Below are 18,563 nucleotides of genomic sequence, written 5' to 3'. Positions count from 1 at the left end.
CTGCAGAAGCTGCCTGGTTCGTGGGGTGTGGCAGTTCAGTGGTCAGAAAACCCGACCCTCGCCAGCCTGCCCATCGACCTCATCGGCGTGGCCCTAACCGGTGCGTTTGTCACTGATGTCATAAATGGAGGCCAGAAGGGCCACGCATACGCTTGGTTACTTTACCCTGAGCAATTTCAGCGCGACTAATGATGTTGTGCCGAACAATATTGATGGTTTGGTGGTTGATCATGGAAGTTGGCAAACCCCTCCTCCTGAGGGCACAACCATCAGCTTTAACTTTGAGGCCATTACAACTCTAAACGTTGAAGCCGAGTATGAGTATTTCACAGACGATCCGTGGAACCCCGAATGGACCAATGCCGACTGGCCACAACATAAGCAAGAAAACACCGATGCGCTGGACATCGGCAGCACCACGCACGCTCCGGGGACGCTGCAACTTGAAAACGAATATGAAGTCGTGTTGCAGGGCGACGACGGCAATACATATACTTTGGTCGCCGTCTCCGCAGTCACGGTAAACCCCTATCATATCGGGAATTATGATTATCGGATCGGCCCTGAACATGGTGTTATCGGTTTTACCTTCCAAGGCCCTTGGCCGCCTCAAGGCGTGACCTTGACCTTTGTCGAAAACGTGGATGGCGAGAAGATTGACTGGGAGAACTTTGTTCCAGAGGAAGAAATACCCTGCTTCACCAGCGGGACGATGATCCTGACGGATCGTGGTGAGGTGGCGGTTGACGATCTGCAAATTGGTAATCTGGTCATGACCCGTGACAACGGGCTGCAACCCGTCCGTTGGATCGGATCGCGCAAGCTCAGCGTGACAATCCTGGCGATCAAGTCCAATCTGCGCCCTATTCGCATCATGACGGGCGCGCTGGGTGAAGATCTTCCCGCGCAGGATCTCCTGGTCTCACCGCAGCATCGGATTCTGGTGCGTTCGCGCATTGCGCAGAAGATGTTCGGTACGGATGAAGTTCTGGTCGCTGCGAAGCAGCTCCTGCAGCTGGACGGTATCGATGTGGCGCACGACCTGAGAGAGGTCGAGTACTTCCATATCCTGTTCGACCGGCATGAAGTGGTCATTTCGAACGGTGCCGAAACCGAGTCGCTGTATACCGGACCTCAAGCGCTGAAGGCGGTTGGTGCTGCCGCACGTGAAGAGATCTTCACGCTCTTCCCTGAATTGCGCGAGATGACCGATTCTCCGTTAAGTGTGCGTCTGCTGGGCTCGGGTCGCCAGGCGCGCAAGTTGGCTCTGCGTCATCAGCAACACCGCCGGGCGCTTGTCTCCTGATCGCAATTTGCTTGACGTATGTGGAAGGGGCCGGTGAGGCCCCTTTTCCATTAGTCGTGGCAGCCGATCTGTGTTCCACCCTATGCGGCAGCGGACAAGGCAGCGATCTTACCTGCGTCGTGGTTGCCAAGCTGACCGAAGCGTTGTGCAAGGCCGGTGCTCCCAGACTCGCTATCGGATTTCCGACGTTGCACCTACTCGTAAGTTGAAAGTCGGTAATATGCCCCCTTCCCACCCTCCGGTTGGGGCATTTATGATGCCGACGTTCCATAATCTATGGGACATTATCAAAAACAGTACAAATAGACAGGTTGCAAAGAATCTGAACCGCTTGTTTTAAGGGAAAAGTTAACGAGTAAATAATTGGAGACGAGATGAGCAAGCGTGTCGCTCTGGGCTTTGCTGTAACCACATTTCTTGCATCGCCCGCATCCTCAGGTGGATATGTCGCCCCGGTGATTCAACCGCAGATTAATACGTTTGTGGAAGTCGCTAACCCGGCGTTCAGTTGGACTGGTCCTTACCTTGGAGCTTATATCGGGAACACCAAAATAGATATGAAATCTACCGGTGAAATCCGCCATGAGGCCATTACGGTCGAGCACGAAGCGGTCACTGAGGAAATTCCTGCTGAAGTTATTGAACATCCTGAAATTACTGAGGAACGGGTTGTTGATGTTATTGAGCACCCTGAAGTTACAGAGGAGAGAGTTGTCCAGGAGATTGTCCATCCGGCAGTCGTTGAGAAAGTTCCCGCTGTAATAAAAGAACATCCAGAAATAAAGGAAAAGGTAAAAATAGGTTCGGAAGAGGTTCAAATAGGAACTGAGACCGTTCTGATTAGAGAGGATGTATACCGAGACGAAAATGGCGAAAAACAACGAGATGAAAACCACCAAACTGGTTGGCGCCACGTCCCGGTTTATGAAGAAGTTCCGGTTATTGAAAATCGACCTATCTATGAAGAACGGGTAGTTCAAAATGCTTGGGTTGAAGTGATCTCTCCTGAAAAGGAAGTCGTGGTCAAAGACGCCTGGACTGAAACCATCACCGAAACTGTCGTGGTGCAAGAAGCTTCGGTTGAGGAAATCACCGAGACCGTCGTGGTTCAACAAGCCCGAACTGAGGTGCTCAAGCCCGCAAGGACAGTCGTGGTCAAGGAAGCCTGGACCGAGGTTGTCCGTGAGGCCTGGACCGAACAGCTCACCGACAGCTTCAGCCGGGACGGCAATAGCTATGGCCTGTTTGCCGGCTATCGCTACCAATGGAAAAACAACTTTGTCGGTGGTGTCGAAGTCCATTACGGCAGGAACAATGCCAACGAGTTCAACCTTGCAGAGCTCGAAAGTCCGGCGAAATTCGGTAAAGATACCTACGGCGCTGAACTCCAGGCGGGATACGCGATCAAACGTGCCCTCCCGTATATCGCGGTGGGTTATGCCAACGTGCTGGATCAGAGCGCTACGACCGTCGCGCTCGGGCTGGATTATGCCGTTACCGATCGGGTGATCATCGGCGCCAAATACACCCGCTATGACATTGGCGAGATCAGCGGCATGGATAGCATTTACCGATACGAAGCGGACGGCAACATGGTTGGCCTCCGGGCGGCGATCAGGTTCTGACCGTCGAAGTGACGGCGCTGCCAACCGCTCTGGGGTGCTGCGCCGTCATTGCTATCCCCTACTCGGGGGACCTTTCTGCACAGGACCTTTTCGGCGATGCAAGCCGCTATCAAGCTGGATACTTTCTCAGACATTTTGGGAAGAGCCATGAACGAACAAGTTTAGAGTTGTTCTGTCAGCCCGAAGATATCCTTGACCGGCTCAATATGAATCATAGTCCCGTCATCCAAAAGGTTCCGCCCTGGGACCAGCCTGTCTGCGTGCGCGTATTGGAAGCGTTGCCGTGCGATGCTGGACGAAGAGTCATTGTGCGAAGAGTTTGTCAGCTTCTCTTCGATATTCCACCGGATGCCGGTCATGTGGTGCATTATGATATCTGCGGCGGGAAAGATGTAATGTTTCCCGGGCGAAAGGTGTATCCTGCGGGTCGGATCGACAGGCCCGACCGGATACCAGCCGTCGAATTCATGCGATGTGGCGTCGGTTAGCCGACAGATGAATGGCACCAGGTCCTCGGTCGCTGAAGCGCCATTGATGGCGGTGAGCCTCCATGTCGGCTTAACATAGTAACTGCAGATCCTTGCAGTCGAAAAGTCGATCTGATTTGCGGCGATGAATTCTTTCGCAGATGCCAGCAAGTTAGTCTCGTAAAATTCATCCACATCACAGAATATCACGTGATCTGCCCCGGCCAAGCGGGCGCATTCGATGCCTGCTCTGCGCTTTAAGAATTCGTTCCGCCCGCCCTTCAGGTTCAGGTCTGGCACATAGGCAAGCACGTCGTCAGCAAGGCCGAGCCTGCTGGCCTCGTCAACGGCCCGGATCGAAAACGGTGACATTCTGTTGCCGAAGTTCGAGACCTCCTGCGTGACAATAGAGATATGATCGGCAACCGGCCTGATGTTCCTAAGCATGGGAAGCAACAGTTCCCCGCCATCGAAGAAGTTGATTGTTGCGGACAGACGCATGCCTTGGCACCATAGTGGAAAATGGCAATTTTCCACCTGGAAGACGAGTTGTAAAGGACTGCTATGTCCCGCATATCTGCCTTCGCAGTCTGGCCGGCCAAGGCAAAAAGGTGAAGGCCCGGATCGACGCAAAAGCCCACTGCGGACGCTTAATCACAAGACGCCGTAGCTATGAATCGTGCAAATGCAGCATCAAGTAGCAGCCCAGTCCCGGCGTTCATCGGGCTGATGCTGCACTCGCGATAGCGGCCGGTCGCGCGTCCATCAGCATGATTGGCCTGATAAAGTGACGATGCGGGTAAAGCTTACCGTCCGCATGTCAAATCAGTCCGGTCAGTTTTCCGGCCAGACCAGAAGACCGGAGCAGTTGCGCTCCGGCTCAAGCATCACCGGCGACCGCCAGCGAAACCGAAAGCGGCGCGACATTCCTGCCGGCGAAGATGCCGAGCATGCCGATCACCGTTGCCTGGCTGGACGCCCGGCTCATCATTTCGGCTATATCGACCCCAGCCGAACGATCAGAGCGGGCTGCGCAGGATGGCCGCCAGGGGTTTTCCGCCAGGGATGTCGTTCTTGCGGACGCCCAGCACCCTGGCACCCGTACGCAACGCCCGACCGGCGATCTCGTCCACGACACCGTAGTTGCCTGCATCGCCTGTCTCGTCGAAGGTGACTGCGCCGGTCTCTTCGTCGATCATGCCATCCACCACCTCTTCGATATCGACCAGAAGCCGGTCGATATTGCCGAAGGTTGCCGCTTGGGCCGCATCCGAAATGTCGGTGGTCGTGCGGCGCTGCCCTTTGCGGATATCGAACAGCGCGCAGAAATCCGCGATCTGTTCCTCGTAGTGGGCGTCGAGGATCGACCGCGCGGCCTTTGCAAGATCGGCGTCGCTGGTCCTGTCGTGGCTACCCGTGATGGCTTGCGGCAGCGCGGGGATCGAACTGACCGAACGGAAGATCGCCTCGACGGGCTGCGTTGCGGCGAGGATGAGGGGCACGTCGCTGCCTGCCAGGATCGGGCGAAGCGCTGCGTCCACCTTGCGCACATATTGCGCCAGCCGCACCTTCTGTCCCTCGCTGCCGGTGATGCGGCCGCTCGGCGAGCGGTCGTTGATGGTGGATTTGCCGACGGCGCTGGCCGCGTCCTTCGGAAGATCGGGCACCTTCACAGTGGTTGCCGGAAGGTCGGGCGAGACCTCGACCAGGCGCACCGCGTTTTCTGAAATCGCCAGAACATTGGCGGCGTGCGGGAAGGTGATAGCGCGGATCAGCGGCTTCAGGTGGAAGCGGTCCGAGACCTCAATGATCTGCCCGAGCTTGTTGGCTAACCGGTAGGTGCGCAGCGAATCCGGGGTGGCGAAGACGGCGAGGCTGTGGGCCTGAAACCTCCAGAACTCGTCGTCGTCGGCGAGATCATCCAGATGCTCCTGCAGCGCGGCCAGCCGTCGCTTGTCCGTTCCCGCGTCCTCCAGCTGCCTGACGGCTTCCCTGCTCAGGTTCGCAAGCTTGATGCGCGCCTTCTGGATATCCTGGGTGAGCGGTGTCGTCGGCAGATAGATTGATACGCAGACATCGTCGCGCGCTTCGTTCAGCGCGGACAGGTCGCGTGCGGTCGGTGTATCCAGATAAAGCATGTGTATGTAATCCTTCGTGTCTTTTGATGACCTCGGCTTGCTGCATTCTATACGAAAAGGTGTCCGAGGCAATCGCGCACACCGATGCTCACCCGTGCTGCCGGCGGAGGAAGCGGTCACCTTGCTCAGCGCTGATTACCCTCGCTCGACATTCTATCGGCTCCGAGTGGGGCGATTGCCGATCGTCGAGGAGACCGATTTCGGCCCAAAGGCGATGTCCAAGGATCTGTGGGCCGATTTCTGAAGCCGCCCTTCATGCATCAGCGAAAGCTGCTGTCCTCAACCTCGCCTCGCCCTGCGAGCGACTGCTTCGGCCAGATGCCCTGCCGCAGGGGGGAGGATCAGCTTTCCCGCCCAGTCGCCCGGCTATCTCGCTTCGCCAGCATATATCGCGCTTGGGTAGCGAACGTCGGCTTCGTCCCGCATAGCGGACTGCCGCGAACCACCGCCAGACCAAATTCGTCAGTACCAGTGTTCTTGACGATACCCGTCTACCCCTGCGTGGACGGTCTTGGTCAGAGGTATTAAGTGGGTCAAGAATTGATCATCATTTTGCGCATCATTTTGATCATAGGATAAATGCTGGAAATTTGAAGAGTTTGAGGTTGATTGGAGGACTTAGCCCGCTCCAGACTTTCCTCAAAAATCGCTTCAGCGCAGACCCATCTCGGCCAGTGCCCGGGCGATTTCGGGCGGTAGGCTAGGTTCATCCTCGCGGCCTGCGGGCAGGTCGGGTGGGGCCTCGCTGCCGGGCAAGTAGCGCCAGCCCTGAAACGGACGGCGCGGCACACCGGCGACGCGCACCAGTTCGGGGTCGAGGATCAGGGCGCAGCGGCGTATGCCGTCCTCACCTATCGTCTCTTGCAACTCCAGAACGCGCTGACGGGCCTGCATCACGCCCTTGAACACCCAATAGATCGAACCACCGTCCAGCAACTCGGCCTCGCGCTTTGGCCACATGCGGGTGACATGGCGGGCAGGGCCGCCGCTGAAGCGTTGCTTCTGCCAGGCGGCGAGTTCGGCCGGATCATCGCAGCCGACACAGAGTTTCATCAGGTTCAGGGACGCGCTCATGCGCCAGATATAGCCGGGCTGCGGGCGAGCGCAACCGGCTGGCCTTGAACCAGGGGGCCTGCGGCGTTACGCCCGGTTGTCAGATTTTTTGGAAAACATCATGCCCGATCCGATTGTTCGACCGATCCGCAAGCAATCCTTGCCGGAATTCATCGCGATGCTGGCGCTGATCTTTGCCGTCATCGCCTTTTCAATCGATTCGATGCTGCCGGCACTGCCCGAGATCGCCGCCACCCTGACGCCGGACAACATCAACCGCGCGCAACTCGTGCTGACCTCGTTTGTGGGCGGGCTGGGACTGGGTCTGCTGGTCAGCGGCCCGCTTTCCGATGCCTTGGGTCGCAAACCGGTCATCACCGCAGGTTTCGCGCTTTACGCCGTTGCCGCCGTCGCCGCGATCTTTGCCGATTCGCTGGAGTTGCTGCTGGCGGCGCGGTTTGTGCAGGGCTTAGGTGCTGCGGCGCCGCGCATCGTTGCGCTGGCCATGGTGCGCGATCTGTATCAGGGGCGCGAGATGGCGCGGATCACCAGCTTCGTCATGATGATCTTTATCCTCGTGCCGGCGGTGGCGCCTTCGATCGGCGCGGTGATCATCCATTTCGTCGGCTGGCGCGGGGTGTTCGGCTCTTTCGTCGTGCTGGCGTTGATCGGCAGCCTCTGGCTGAACCTGCGCCGTCCCGAGACGCTGCCCGTCGAAGCACGCAGGCCGCTGAACCTGCGCAGCATGGCCGCTGCGGCGCGCGAGGTGTTGAGTAATGCCCAGGTGCAATTGGTGACGCTGGTGATGACGCTGGGCTTTGGACAGATGTTCGCCCTGCTGAGTTCCGCCCAGCAGCTTTTTGCGGATACTTATGACAAGGGCGAAAGCTTTCCCGCCTGGTTTGCCGCGATGGCGTTGCTGTCGGGCACCGGAACGGTGCTGAACGCGCGCTATGTCGTGCGGCTGGGCATGCGGAAGATCGTGGGTTGGGCCTATGGCATGCAGGTCGTGGTCTCGGGCGTAATGACGATTCTGGTGTTTTGCGACCTGCTGCCCGAGGCCCTGCGCTTTCCGTTCTTCTTTGTCTGGGCGGTCAGTGTGTTCTTCATGGCCGGAGTCACATTCGGCAACCTGAATGCCATGGCCTTGCAGCGCATGGGGCATGTGGCGGGGATGGCGGCCTCGGTCGTGGGTGCGCTTTCCACGCTGGGCGCTGTGTTGATCGCTGCGCCGATCGGGCTGCTATATGACGGCAGCGCCCGGCCGATCGTTCTGGCGACTCTGGTCTGCTCGGGTTTGGCGTTGATTCTGATGCGTTACGTGCGCGAGGCGTGAAACCTGCTGCGTACTTTCGAGTGTGTTCGAGTTACCCACAGCGGAATGCGCCGGGACCTCTTGCACAGCCGCGCAAGCTGGCCTAAAGAGCGCCCGTGTTGCCGGCCATAGCGCGGGCGCAGGCGTGGCCCGTTCGTCTATCGGTTAGGACGTCAGGTTTTCAACCTGAAAAGAGGGGTTCGACTCCCCTACGGGCTGCCACTTCATAACTTTCCTATTTCTTTACAGTTGATTGCTAAGCCTTGTTGTCCAACCCAACGGAGAGGTTGGGCAAACTTTGTTCCAGCTTTGCCTTGACGGTTGCACTAGTCCCCAAGCCGCGCGTGGTTGGTCTTTTGGATAGAGGATTGCCTTGGGTCAGGCCGGGCTTTCCGCGGGCAGCCAGACGCTGAAAGCGGTTCCTTGTCCCGGCGTGCTTTGCGCGAACATCTTGCCCGCGTGCCGGTTCACCAATGTTTGGCAGATCGACAGGCCAAGGCCCGTGCCGCTGGTGCCGCGCGTGGTGAAGAACGGATCGAAAATGCGGGCCAGAGTGGCCTTGTCCATCCCCGTTCCGGTATCGCGCAGGGTCAGGGCAACGCCGTCACGGCCGTCTTCCGATCGCGCATCCTTGCAAGACAGGAAAATCGTTCCGCCATGCGGCATCGCCTGAATCGCGTTCACAGCCAGGTTAACGAGGATCTGCTGCAGTTCGTGGATATTCATCCGCACATGTCGGGTCGAGTGGATATTGGTCTGCAATTCGATGCCGTTCAGCAGGTGCTGGACCAGCGGCCGCAGCCCTTGGGCAACCTGCGCCGGATCGGTGTCGGGGCCGTGATCGAATTCCTCGGGGCGGGCGAATTGCAGCAGTTGGTTCACCAGTGCGCCAATACGGCGAATCTGTTCATCGATAAGCGCCAGTTCGGTTGCGGCATTGCCGCCGTGGTCGGCGAGAACCATTCCCACGACTTCCAGATTGCCCTGAATCACGGCCAGCGGGTTGTTGATCTCATGTGCGACGCCGGCCGTCACCTCGCCGATGGTGGCCAGCTTTTCGGACAGGACCAACTGCCGGGTGGCGGCCTCCAGCGCCGTGTTGACGCGGGTCAGATCGGCGGTGCGTTCCTCGACCCGTTTGTTCAGATTGGCATTCAAACCGCGCAAGTCACGGTCGCGCTGTTGCAGCAGGTCCAGTAGCCGGTCCAAATGACGGGCAAGACGCAGGATCTCATCCGGGCCGGGCGGCGGGGCGGTCAGGGTGCGCGCATTCATGTCGCCCAGTTCGACGCGCGAGATCGTGCGGCCCATCGCCTCCAGCGGGCGGAAGATGCCGCGCGCCCAGTGCAGAAACAGCGGTAGCGCCAGCAGCACCGCCGCCAGAAAGGCGCCTCCGGTGATCGCCCAGGTTACCTTGCGCGCCGCCGCGTAGGGCGCTTTCGGAATGCCGGTATAGAGCATGCCGACCCGCGCACCGTTCATGTCGGCAATGGCCTCATAGGCCGAGATATACCATTCGCTGACCACGAATGCAGTGTCGTGCCAACTGCCGCCCTGGATCAGAACCTGGTCGCGTACCTCGGCAGACGCGCGCGTACCGATTGCCCGTGTGTCGCCCGAGGGGCGCAGCGTGGTCGCGATGCGGGTATCGTCCAGAAACAGGGTCGTGACGCCATGATCGAACCCCCCGGCCACGGCGCGCTGCATGTTGCTGTCGGCGGTGGGATAGACCAGTTCGTTGATCCGGTCGGTAAAGCCCGTATTGTTGTTCAGCAAAACGCCGCCCGCCAGCAGGGCGGTATCGCCGTCCGGCAGGGAAACCGGGCTGGTGGTGTGGATGACCATGCCGCGGGTTTCGGCCTCTCGTCCATCCGGTGCGCTGGCGGGGGTGGCGATCAGCGGGATGCGGGCACGCTCGGCCAACTGCGGCGACAGCGCGGTCAGCGTCGATGCATCCAGCAACGTGATGCCGGTGCCGACCGGCAGTGTCGGCTGCGCATCAGCGGGTGTCAGAGGTCGGCCCGAGGCGTCCAGCAGCAGCAGATAATCCAGCCCGAGTTCGCGACGGTTTGCGGCCAGAAAATCGCTGATGTCATCGGCGGCATGATCGCGAAATTCGGCGGATTGTCCAAAGGCCGCGACCTGCCGGCCGGTGCTGTCGATCAGATGCGCCAAGTATTGCTGGGCCACGGTCAGGTCGCTGGCCACCCGCGCGGCAAGGATTTGGTCGGTGCGCCACAGCCAGCGCTGCATGGTGATCCCGATCAGCAGCGGCATCAGGATCAACATAGGAAGCAGTGCGATGATCAACAGCCGGGACCTGACCGACCATCCGCGGGGCGCCTTAGCCATGCAATGCGGTGTCCTGCCATGGCAGGATATCTGCGGGGAACCGGCCAAGGATCAGCGCGCGCTCGATCAGGTTGCGCAATTCGCGCACATTGCCGGGCCAGTGCTGTGCCATCAGGGCAGCCTCGATTTCCGGCGTGAATGGCACGGCGGGCAGGCCCAGCTCGCGGGAATGCCGTTGCATGAACAGCCGTGCCAGTTCCAGCGTGTCTTCGCCCCGGTCGCGGAGCGGCGGCATCCGCAGTTGCAGGATATTGATGCGGTAATACAGGTCCTGCCGGAAACGCCCTTCGGCCACGCGCGCCTCCAGATCGGTATTGGTGGCAAAGATCAGCCTGAGATCGACGGGCAGTTCGCGTTCGGCCCCCAAGGGGCGGATCTTGCGATCCTCCAGCACGCGCAGCAGCTTCGCCTGCGTGTTCAGCGGCAATTCGGCGATTTCGTCCAGAAACAGCGTGCCACCCTGCGCGTGCAGAAACAGTCCCTCGCGATGGGTCGATGCACCGGGAAAGGCGCCCTCGATATGGCCGAACAATTCGGAATCGACCATGTCCTCGGCCATCGTGGCGCAGTTCACCGGGATGAAATGCCCCTGCGCGTGGTTTGACATGTCGTGGATCATCCGGGCCACGATCTCTTTGCCGGTGCCGGATTCGCCTGTCAGCAACACGGACGAGGGCAGGGGGGCCACGCGGGCGACGGTGGCGCGGATGTCCTCGATAGCCGCAGATGTGCCGATCAACCGGTCGTGGCGCAGGTTGGCATCGGTATTGCGGCGCAATTCGTGGCGCAGCACCTGATTTTCCGCCCTGAGCCGAGTTTGCTCGACCGACCGCAGCACTGCGTTCATCAACTGGTTTGACCGGAAGGGCTTGAGGATCATGTCGGCCGCGCCGGCTTGCATAGCCTCGATGGCGACCTCCAGATCGGCATAGGCCGAGATCAGCACCACCGGAGGCACGTAACCGAGCTCGCGTTGGCGTTTCAGCCAATCGAGGCCGCGGTTGTTGCCCAGCATATTGTCCAGCACGACCACGTCGAAATGTTCGACGGCCAGCCAGTCGCCAGCCTCGCCTGTAGTCGCCGCCAGTTCGATCCGGCGGCATTGAGGCCCAAGGATGCGGGCCATGAAATTGCGCATTCCCGGCTCGTCGTCGACGATCAGGACCGAGATTTGCGCAAGGCGGGCGGTGAAGGCCGAAGTCGCGCGGGGCGCGGCGGCGGCGATACTGCTGTGGGCGGGCAAGTTTTCCTCCTGTTCCCGAACCGGGCATCCGAGGCGCAGACCAACGATATTCGCATTTTGCCCAGCCAAGAACAAGCCGGGTCGGCCGCCGTTTAAAGGGCTGCCAAGCTGCCATCTTCGTTTAGGGACGCGATACAATCCTGCAGCGCCTGCACCATGGGCGATTGCGGATCGCGTTTCATCAGTATGATCCCCAGCTTCTTCTGAGGTCCGCCGTCGTCCAGATCACGCAGGACGATCTCATCGCAAGGGGCGAGTAGGGCGCCGAAACCCGCAGGCACAATGGCGCACCATAGGCCCGCACGCAGATGGGCCAGCACCCCGTCCAGAGAGGCGCAGGTGATTGCGGGACGGATATTGCGGGCTTCGAGATGGGCTGCGATGTCACCTTCGGCGACGCAAAGCGGCTGGGTCACCGCGTCACGCCACGGCACGGTCGGATCAGGGGCAAAGGGGTGATCCTTGCGGCAGGCGAACAACGCGTGTTCGGGTCGCAAGGGTTGCGTGAAGATGTCGGCTGGTGGGCGGCCTTCAAGCCAAGTGAACCCGCCATCCAGGTCGAACTGGCGGATACCGGTGGCGATTTCGGGCGGCGACATCAGTTGTATCGCGATGCGGGCCATCGGGTTGCGGGCCTCGAACCGGGTCGAGATCAGGGGGACCAGAGGCATGGCCGGGGCGATGACGCCCAGACGCAACCGCCCGGTCAACCCGCCCTTGCGCCGACCGACCAGATCGTCGCGCAGGTGGCCATAATCGGCAAGGATCTGGCGGCCCCATGTCATGACCTTTTGCCCCTCGGCGGTCAGGCCCATGAAGCGTTTGCCTCGCAATACCAATGTCGCGCCCAGGTCCTCTTCCAGCTTGCGGATTGCCAATGACAGCGCCGGCTGACTGACCCCGCACAGTTCGGCCGCGCGGCCGAAATGCTGTTCCTCGGTCAGCGTGATGAAGAAATCCAGATGGCGGATCAGCATGTCGCACCCCCCTTGTGCCAGTCGAATATCGCGGATATGAGAAGCACGATATGTTTATATAAACATATCGTCTTGATCCCGAATCGGGCGGTTTCATGTCGGCGATACGGCGTGTGCGGCATCATTATCCTTTCCGCCCGACGGAAGATGGCCTCGGCTGGGTCGTCACGTTTCATTGATATGCAATACCTATTTGATAATAATCAACACATATGGGGATTTTAATTCCTTATCTTGCAATGGATTGATAATCCTAAGTAAAACAATCAAAATTTCCTACTCCATGAAGTGTCGGTTTTTGCCGCTGGCCTGCTGAAATGGCGGGCCCATGCGGCTTGCCTGAACCGCTTTGGCGCGGCTACGTCCCGGAGATGCTCGGTGTGCGACGGCACACAATGGCAAGACTTCAGGGGAGAGCTGGCACCATGGATGGCACCGGGATGAAACTTGGAAGACGGCGGTTTTTACAGATCCTCGGCATGGGGGCGGCTTCACTGTCGGCCTCGGCGCTGGGGCTTTCGACTGCCGAGGCGCAGGTTTCGGCCGCAGTTCGCCCCTTTAAGCTGTTGCGCGCCAAGGAAATTCGCAACAACTGCACCTATTGCTCAGTCGGCTGCGGCATCCTGATGTATTCGCTGGGCGACGGCGCCAAGAATGCTAAGCCGCGTATTTTCCATATCGAAGGCGACCCCGATCATCCGGTCAGCCGTGGCTCCTTGTGTCCCAAGGGCGCGGGTCTGATCGACATGATCCACTCCAAGGGCCGCCTGACCCACCCAGAATATCGCGCGCCGGGATCGAAAGAGTGGGTCCGCATCAGTTGGGACGAGGCCACCAAACGCATCGCCCGACTGCTAAAGGACGACCGCGACGCGAACTTCATCGAACGCAATGAAAAGGGGCAGTTGGTGAACCGCTGGCTGTCCTCGGGGATGCTGGCTTCTTCGGCGACGTCGAACGAAACCGGTGTGCTGGATTTCAAATTTGCCCGTGCCTTGGGGATGCTGGGTCTGGACTGCCAGGCGCGGCTGTGCCACGGGCCGACGGTTGCGGCCCTTGCCCCCAGTTTCGGGCGCGGCGCGATGACCAATCATTGGGTTGATATCAAGAACGCCAATGTCGTCATCGTCATGGGTGGTAACCCGGCCGAGGCCCATCCGGTCGGTTTCAAATGGGTGATCGAGGCCAAGATCAAGAACAAGGCCAAGGTTATCGTCATCGATCCGCGTTTCAACCGCACTGCTGCCGTGGCTGATATCTTTTCGCCGATCCGCGCGGGGTCTGATGCGGCATTTCTGATGGGGATGGTGCGCTATCTGCTGGAGACCGATCAGATCCAGCACGAATATGTGCGCGACTATACCAACGCCTCGCTGATCGTGCGGGAGGATTTCGGGTTTGACGAAGGCCTGTTCTCGGGCTTCGATCCCAAGACGGGTATCTATGACAAGTCCAGCTGGACCTATGAGCGTGATGCCGAGGGCAACGCCCTGCGCGATCCCTCGATGACGCATCCGCGTTCGGTCCTGCAATTGCTGAAAAAGCATGTGGACCGCTATACGCCGGAAGTGGTCGAGAAAATCACCGGTGTGAAGCGCGAGGATTTCCTGAAAATCGCTGAGATCATCGGGTCGTGTTCGGCCCGCGACCGGACCATGACATGGCTTTATGCACTGGGCTGGACCCACCACACCGGGGGCGCGCAGATCATCCGTGGCGCGGCGATGATCCAGCTGCTTCTGGGCAATCTCGGCATGGCGGGCGGCGGCGTGAACGCGTTGCGGGGCCATTCCAACATTCAGGGCTACACCGATCTGGGTCTGCTGTCGCTGCGGGTGCCGGGCTATATGAACCTGCCTTCGGACAGCCAGCAGACGCTTGCGCAATACCTGGATGAGACGACGCCAAAGGATATTGTGCCGGGGCAGGTCAATTACTGGAAGAACACGCCCAAATTCTTCATCTCTTTGCTGAAGAACCTTTATGGCAAGCATGCAACCCGCGAAAATGATTTCGCCTTTGACCTGCTGCCGAAATGGGACCGCAGCTATGACATGCTGGCCCATTTCGACATGATGTATGAAGGTCAGGTCAACGGCTATATCGCGCAGGGCTTCAACCCGCTGGCGGCGATGCCGGACAAGAACAAGACCTCGCAGGCGCTGTCCAAGCTGAAATTCCTTGTCGTGATCGACCCGCTGACGACGGAAACCTCGAACTTCTGGCGCGATGAGGGCCGCTTCAACGACGTCAAGACCGAAGAGATCATGACCGAGGTGTTCCGTCTGCCCTCGAACTGCTTTGCCGAAGAGGATGGCGCCATCGTCAATTCGGGCCGTTGGCTGCAATGGCACCAAGCGGGTCAGGAACCCCCGGGCGAGGCGCGTCACGACCCGAAAATCCTTGGCGACATCATGATGGAGCTGCGCCGGCTTTACGAGACCGAGGGCGGCGCCTGCCCCGAACAGGTCCTGCATATGACCTGGGATGAGGACACCTATCACGATCCGTCCTTCCCCCATCCCGAGGAAATGGCCAAGGAATCCAACGGCTATGCGCTGGAGGACGTGTTCGACGAAAACGGCGTCCAGATCCTGCGCAAGGGGCAGTTGCTCGACAGTTTCGCGCAGCTTCGTGATGACGGCACGACGCAAAGCTTCTGCTGGATCTTTGCCGGATCCTGGACCGACAAGGGCAACCAGATGGCCAATCGGGACAATACCGATACCGGCCTTGGCAATACCCCCGGCTGGGCTTTTTCCTGGCCCGCGAACCGGCGCATCCTTTACAACCGTGCCTCGATGGATATGGACGGCAGGCCGTGGGACCCGCAGCGGCAGATCCTGCATTGGAATGGCGAGAAATGGACCGGCTCGGACATCCCGGATTTTCCGGCGAATATCCCGCCCGGTGCGCCCGCCGCGCCCTTCATCATGTTGCCCGAAGGCATGGCGCGGCTGTTTTCGGAAAAGGGTATGAACGACGGGCCTTTCCCCGAGCATTACGAGCCGGTCGAAAGCCCCATCGCCAAAAACCCGCTGCATGAAACGGTGACCCATAACCCGACCGCCCGCATCTTCCAGAACGATGCGCAGCGGATGGGCAACCGGCATGACTATCCTTATGTCGCGACGACCTATTCGGTGACGGAACTGTTCCGTCACTGGACCAAGCACAGCCATCTGAACGCCATGCTGCAACCTGAACAGTTCATCGAGATCGGCGAAAAGCTGGCTGATGAAAAAGGTATTGGCCATGGCGACACGGTCAAGATCACGACCAAGCGCGGCTATATCACCGCCAAGGCCGTGGTGACGAAACGGATGCGCACTCTGAATGTCGCGGGCCAAGAGGTAGAGCAGATCGGCATTCCCTGCCATTGGGGTTTCGAGGGCGCGACCCGCAAGGGCTATCTGGCCAATACGCTGGCCCCGGGCGTGGGTGATGCCAACTCGCAAACTCCCGAATTCAAGGCGTTCCTGGTCAACGTCGAAAAGCTTGAGGAGGCGCTGGCATGAATTCGCAAAACATCCTCCGCCGCTCGGCCACCAGTGCAGCCACTCCTCCACCGCAGGTGCGCGACCACCAGATGGAGGTCGCCAAGCTGATCGACGTGTCGATCTGCATCGGTTGCAAGGCCTGTCAGAGCGCCTGCAACGAATGGAACGACCTGCGCGGCGAGGTGCAGGAAAACGTCGGCGTTTACGACAACCCGCGCGACCTGTCGCCGGACAGCTGGACGCTGATGCGCTTTACCGAACATGAAGATGAGGCCGGCAAGCTGGAATGGCTGATCCGCAAGGACGGCTGCATGCATTGCGAGGACCCGGGTTGCCTCAAGGCCTGCCCGATCCCCGGCGCGATCGTGCAATACGCCAACGGCGTGGTGGATTTCCAATCCGACCTTTGCGTTGGCTGCGGCTATTGCGTCGCGGGCTGTCCGTTCGACGTGCCGCGTATCTCGAAGGTCGACAACAAGGCCTATAAATGCACGCTGTGTTCGGATCGGCTTGCGGTAGGTCAGTCGCCTGCCTGCGCCAAGACCTGCCCGACCGGTGCCATCGCCTTTGGATCGAAGCAGGAGATGAAGGATCTGGCCGCGACCCGTGTCGCCGAGCTGAACGAACGCGGCTATGAGAATGCCGGTCTTTACGACCCGCAGGGCGTGGGCGGCACCCACGTCATGTATGTGCTGCAACACGCCGACGACCCCGAGCGTTATGCGGGTCTGCCCAAAGACCCCAAGATCAGCGGTGTCGTCGAGGGCTGGAAGGACGTGCTGAAACCCGTGGCCGCGGTTGCGGGTGCCGTGGCGGTGGCTGGGATGGCCGTGCATTTCATCGGCGTTGGCCCGAATGACGTTGACGAAGGCGACCACCCCCAAGGCGATGCCAAGCAGTCCGGCGACAAGGCCGAAACGCAAAGCCGCCATACGGCCGAATAAGCGAGGGTATCACCATGCAGCGTAAACAAGACCAAATCCTGCGCACAAAATTCGCCGAGCGGCTTTGCCACTGGATGATCGTGTTGTGTTTCTTTCTGGCCGCCACTTCAGGGATTTCATGGTTCTTTCCGACATTTTCGTGGATGTCGGGATTGCTGGGCTCTCCGCAAATGGCGCGTATCCTGCATCCCTTTCTGGGGATTGCGGTATTCGTCGGGCTTTGCTTCATGTTCGTCAGGTTTGTCAGGTATAACCTTCCCGAGAAAACCGACGTCATCTGGTTGCGCAATATCAAGGGGGTGGTGCTGAAGGATCACACACAGCCGCTGCGGATCGGCAAATACAATGCTGGTCAAAAGGTGCTGTTCTGGCTGATTATGGCCTCGATCGTGGTGCTGCTGATTTCCGGGCTGATCATGTGGCGGGCCTATTTCTCGGAATATTTCCCTATCTCGGTGATCAGGCTGGCGATCCTTGCCCATTCCATCGCGGGGATTGGCCTGATCCTGTTGATCCTGGGCCATATCTATCTGGCGATCTGGGTGCGCGGCGCGGTCAGCGGCATGGTGACGGGCTATGTCTCGAAAACATGGGCTCGCCAGCATCATGATCGTTGGGCGGATGAGCTTGAGGTAAAAAAGGCAGAAGCCGGCAAGGGAAGATCATGAGCCAGGACCTGCGCCCCTCAGTCCCGCCCGAGGCTGCCAGCCGCCATTTCACCCCGGTGCTGCGCCCCGATCTGGCAACCCTTTATGCTGCGCGCGCGGCCCGTCTGCGTGCGCTGGCCGATGGGCATGAGTTGTCGGCCTATCTGATGCTCGCCGCCGATATCGCCGAAGCGCAGGAAGCTTGCCTGACCGATGCGCCGGCCGCCGGCCCGGTTGATCCCGTCGCGCTGGCGCAGAATGGTGGCTGGCCCACAATTCTGGACCGGATGATTGCCCATCTGACCCCCGGAGTCTCGGCCCAGGTCGCGCCGCATCTGGCCAAGCTGATGCAGATGCCCGAGGCAACTCGGCGCAAGGCTGCGCTTGCCATGGCGGAGGGCCGGTTCGATGCCACCGATCCGGCGCTGGCCCCCTTTCTTTGGGCGGCGCTGTCAGTTGAGATTTCGCTTGCTGCGCGTTCTGCCTCTTTACCGGAAGCAGCGCAGGAAGAGCCTGCCGATTGCCCAGTCTGCGGCGCTGCCCCGGTTGCCAGCGTGATCCATACCGGCGACTGTCAGGGCCTGCGCTATCTGCACTGCGCCCTGTGCGAATGCGAATGGCATATGGTTCGGGCAAAATGTTCGAACTGCGGGGATTCCACCCGGTTGGATTATCTTAGCTTCGATACCCCCGAGGCCGCGATCCGTGCCGAGGCTTGCTCTGCCTGCGGCAGCTACCTGAAGGTGATCAGCCTGGAACGCGACTCTGACGCCGAGGTGGTCGCCGATGATCTGGCCAGCCTTGTGCTTGATGACGCCGCTCGATCCGAGGGTCATGGCCGCAGCGGCTTCAATCCCTTTGCGTTGCCTGCTTCCTGATCGCCGGGAGGGGAAGCGGAAGCTCTGTCCCGTCGGACCGCGATGAGCAGGAACTGAACAGCTTGCTCTTTGCCGGGTGGACCCGGCCTATATCGAACGCCCGCGTCCCAGAATGATG

At 59.8% G+C, this 18,563-nt stretch carries 13 protein-coding genes and 1 tRNA gene; 8 read left to right on the top strand and 6 right to left on the bottom strand.

Features of this window, described 5'->3' with window-relative positions; translation table 11 throughout:
- Window positions 1-124 precede the first annotated feature (124 nt).
- Together JWJ88_RS19170 and JWJ88_RS19165 are read left to right on the top strand one after the other, a co-directional pair.
- Window positions 125-1,306: a Hint domain-containing protein gene (locus JWJ88_RS19170; protein ID WP_205296024.1), complete on the top strand. Its 1,182-nt coding sequence runs from the start codon at window positions 125-127 to the stop codon at window positions 1,304-1,306.
- Window positions 1,307-1,680: 374 nt separating this feature from the next.
- The gene (locus JWJ88_RS19165; protein WP_205296023.1) at window positions 1,681-2,931 is read left to right on the top strand and encodes an outer membrane protein; all 1,251 of its coding nucleotides are present in this window, start codon (window positions 1,681-1,683) and stop codon (window positions 2,929-2,931) included.
- Between the two features lie 161 nt (window positions 2,932-3,092).
- Here the strand turns inward: JWJ88_RS19165 and JWJ88_RS19160 are convergent, their stop codons facing one another.
- The 3 genes from JWJ88_RS19160 to JWJ88_RS19150 all read right to left on the bottom strand — a co-directional run bounded on the left by JWJ88_RS19160 (window position 3,093) and on the right by JWJ88_RS19150 (window position 6,610).
- Window positions 3,093-3,899, bottom strand: coding sequence for a hypothetical protein (locus JWJ88_RS19160; RefSeq protein WP_205296022.1), 807 nt, complete (start codon window positions 3,897-3,899; stop codon window positions 3,093-3,095).
- Window positions 3,900-4,417: 518 nt separating this feature from the next.
- A complete protein-coding gene (locus JWJ88_RS19155; RefSeq protein ID WP_205296021.1) occupies window positions 4,418-5,536 on the bottom strand; it encodes a baeRF11 domain-containing protein in 1,119 nt (372 codons plus the stop codon).
- A gap of 651 nt (window positions 5,537-6,187) precedes the next feature.
- A complete protein-coding gene (locus JWJ88_RS19150; RefSeq protein WP_205296020.1) occupies window positions 6,188-6,610 on the bottom strand; it encodes a DUF1489 family protein in 423 nt (140 codons plus the stop codon).
- Between the two features lie 100 nt (window positions 6,611-6,710).
- On the opposite strand from JWJ88_RS19150, the gene JWJ88_RS19145 reads away from it, so the two are divergent.
- Window positions 6,711-7,925: a multidrug effflux MFS transporter gene (locus tag JWJ88_RS19145; protein ID WP_205296019.1), complete on the top strand. Its 1,215-nt coding sequence runs from the start codon at window positions 6,711-6,713 to the stop codon at window positions 7,923-7,925.
- A 126-nt stretch (window positions 7,926-8,051) separates the two neighbouring features.
- Window positions 8,052-8,126: transfer RNA gene (locus tag JWJ88_RS19140), tRNA-Glu, on the top strand.
- 156 nt (window positions 8,127-8,282) lie between these two features.
- On the opposite strand, the gene JWJ88_RS19135 is transcribed toward JWJ88_RS19140, so the two are convergent.
- The 3 genes from JWJ88_RS19135 to JWJ88_RS19125 all read right to left on the bottom strand — a co-directional run bounded on the left by JWJ88_RS19135 (window position 8,283) and on the right by JWJ88_RS19125 (window position 12,476).
- Window positions 8,283-10,214 carry a sensor histidine kinase gene (locus JWJ88_RS19135; protein WP_240200296.1) on the bottom strand — a complete coding sequence of 644 codons (1,932 nt, stop codon included), beginning with the start codon at window positions 10,212-10,214 and terminating at the stop codon, window positions 8,283-8,285.
- A 34-nt stretch (window positions 10,215-10,248) separates the two neighbouring features.
- A complete protein-coding gene (locus tag JWJ88_RS19130) occupies window positions 10,249-11,499 on the bottom strand; it encodes a sigma-54-dependent transcriptional regulator (RefSeq protein WP_205296017.1) in 1,251 nt (416 codons plus the stop codon).
- Between the two features lie 92 nt (window positions 11,500-11,591).
- A complete protein-coding gene (locus JWJ88_RS19125; RefSeq protein WP_205296016.1) occupies window positions 11,592-12,476 on the bottom strand; it encodes a LysR family transcriptional regulator in 885 nt (294 codons plus the stop codon).
- A 440-nt stretch (window positions 12,477-12,916) separates the two neighbouring features.
- On the opposite strand from JWJ88_RS19125, the gene fdnG reads away from it, so the two are divergent.
- The 4 genes from fdnG to fdhE are packed head-to-tail and all read left to right on the top strand — an operon-like array spanning window position 12,917 to window position 18,445.
- Window positions 12,917-15,994, top strand: a complete 3,078-nt coding sequence (gene fdnG / locus JWJ88_RS19120; RefSeq protein ID WP_205296015.1) for a formate dehydrogenase-N subunit alpha — start codon at window positions 12,917-12,919, stop codon at window positions 15,992-15,994.
- Window positions 15,991-16,920, top strand: coding sequence for a formate dehydrogenase subunit beta (gene fdxH, locus JWJ88_RS19115; protein ID WP_205296014.1), 930 nt, complete (start codon window positions 15,991-15,993; stop codon window positions 16,918-16,920). Before fdnG ends, fdxH begins: the two co-directional genes overlap by 4 nt.
- Window positions 16,921-16,934: 14 nt before the next feature.
- Window positions 16,935-17,588, top strand: coding sequence for a formate dehydrogenase subunit gamma (locus tag JWJ88_RS19110; protein WP_205296013.1), 654 nt, complete (start codon window positions 16,935-16,937; stop codon window positions 17,586-17,588).
- A complete protein-coding gene (gene fdhE, locus JWJ88_RS19105) occupies window positions 17,585-18,445 on the top strand; it encodes a formate dehydrogenase accessory protein FdhE (RefSeq protein ID WP_205296012.1) in 861 nt (286 codons plus the stop codon). Before JWJ88_RS19110 ends, fdhE begins: the two co-directional genes overlap by 4 nt.
- Window positions 18,446-18,563 lie beyond the last annotated feature (118 nt).

It is taken from the genome of Paracoccus methylovorus, from assembly GCF_016919705.1.
Taxonomy (GTDB): domain Bacteria; phylum Pseudomonadota; class Alphaproteobacteria; order Rhodobacterales; family Rhodobacteraceae; genus Paracoccus; species Paracoccus methylovorus.
This window is presented reverse-complemented; position numbering and strand designations above follow the sequence as displayed.

Bases quoted from the DNA above. Each gene is read 5' to 3' on its own strand.
- JWJ88_RS19170 (WP_205296024.1), top strand. From the start codon at position 125: ATGGAGGCCAGAAGGGCCACGCATACGCTTGGTTACTTTACCCTGAGC.
- JWJ88_RS19165 (WP_205296023.1), top strand. From the start codon at position 1,681: ATGAGCAAGCGTGTCGCTCTGGGCTTTGCTGTAACCACATTTCTTGCA.
- JWJ88_RS19160 (WP_205296022.1), bottom strand. From the start codon at position 3,899: ATGCGTCTGTCCGCAACAATCAACTTCTTCGATGGCGGGGAACTGTTG.
- JWJ88_RS19155 (WP_205296021.1), bottom strand. From the start codon at position 5,536: ATGCTTTATCTGGATACACCGACCGCACGCGACCTGTCCGCGCTGAAC.
- JWJ88_RS19150 (WP_205296020.1), bottom strand. From the start codon at position 6,610: ATGAGCGCGTCCCTGAACCTGATGAAACTCTGTGTCGGCTGCGATGAT.
- JWJ88_RS19145 (WP_205296019.1), top strand. From the start codon at position 6,711: ATGCCCGATCCGATTGTTCGACCGATCCGCAAGCAATCCTTGCCGGAA.
- JWJ88_RS19125 (WP_205296016.1), bottom strand. From the start codon at position 12,476: ATGCTGATCCGCCATCTGGATTTCTTCATCACGCTGACCGAGGAACAG.
- fdnG (WP_205296015.1), top strand. From the start codon at position 12,917: ATGAAACTTGGAAGACGGCGGTTTTTACAGATCCTCGGCATGGGGGCG.
- fdxH (WP_205296014.1), top strand. From the start codon at position 15,991: ATGAATTCGCAAAACATCCTCCGCCGCTCGGCCACCAGTGCAGCCACT.
- JWJ88_RS19110 (WP_205296013.1), top strand. From the start codon at position 16,935: ATGCAGCGTAAACAAGACCAAATCCTGCGCACAAAATTCGCCGAGCGG.
- fdhE (WP_205296012.1), top strand. From the start codon at position 17,585: ATGAGCCAGGACCTGCGCCCCTCAGTCCCGCCCGAGGCTGCCAGCCGC.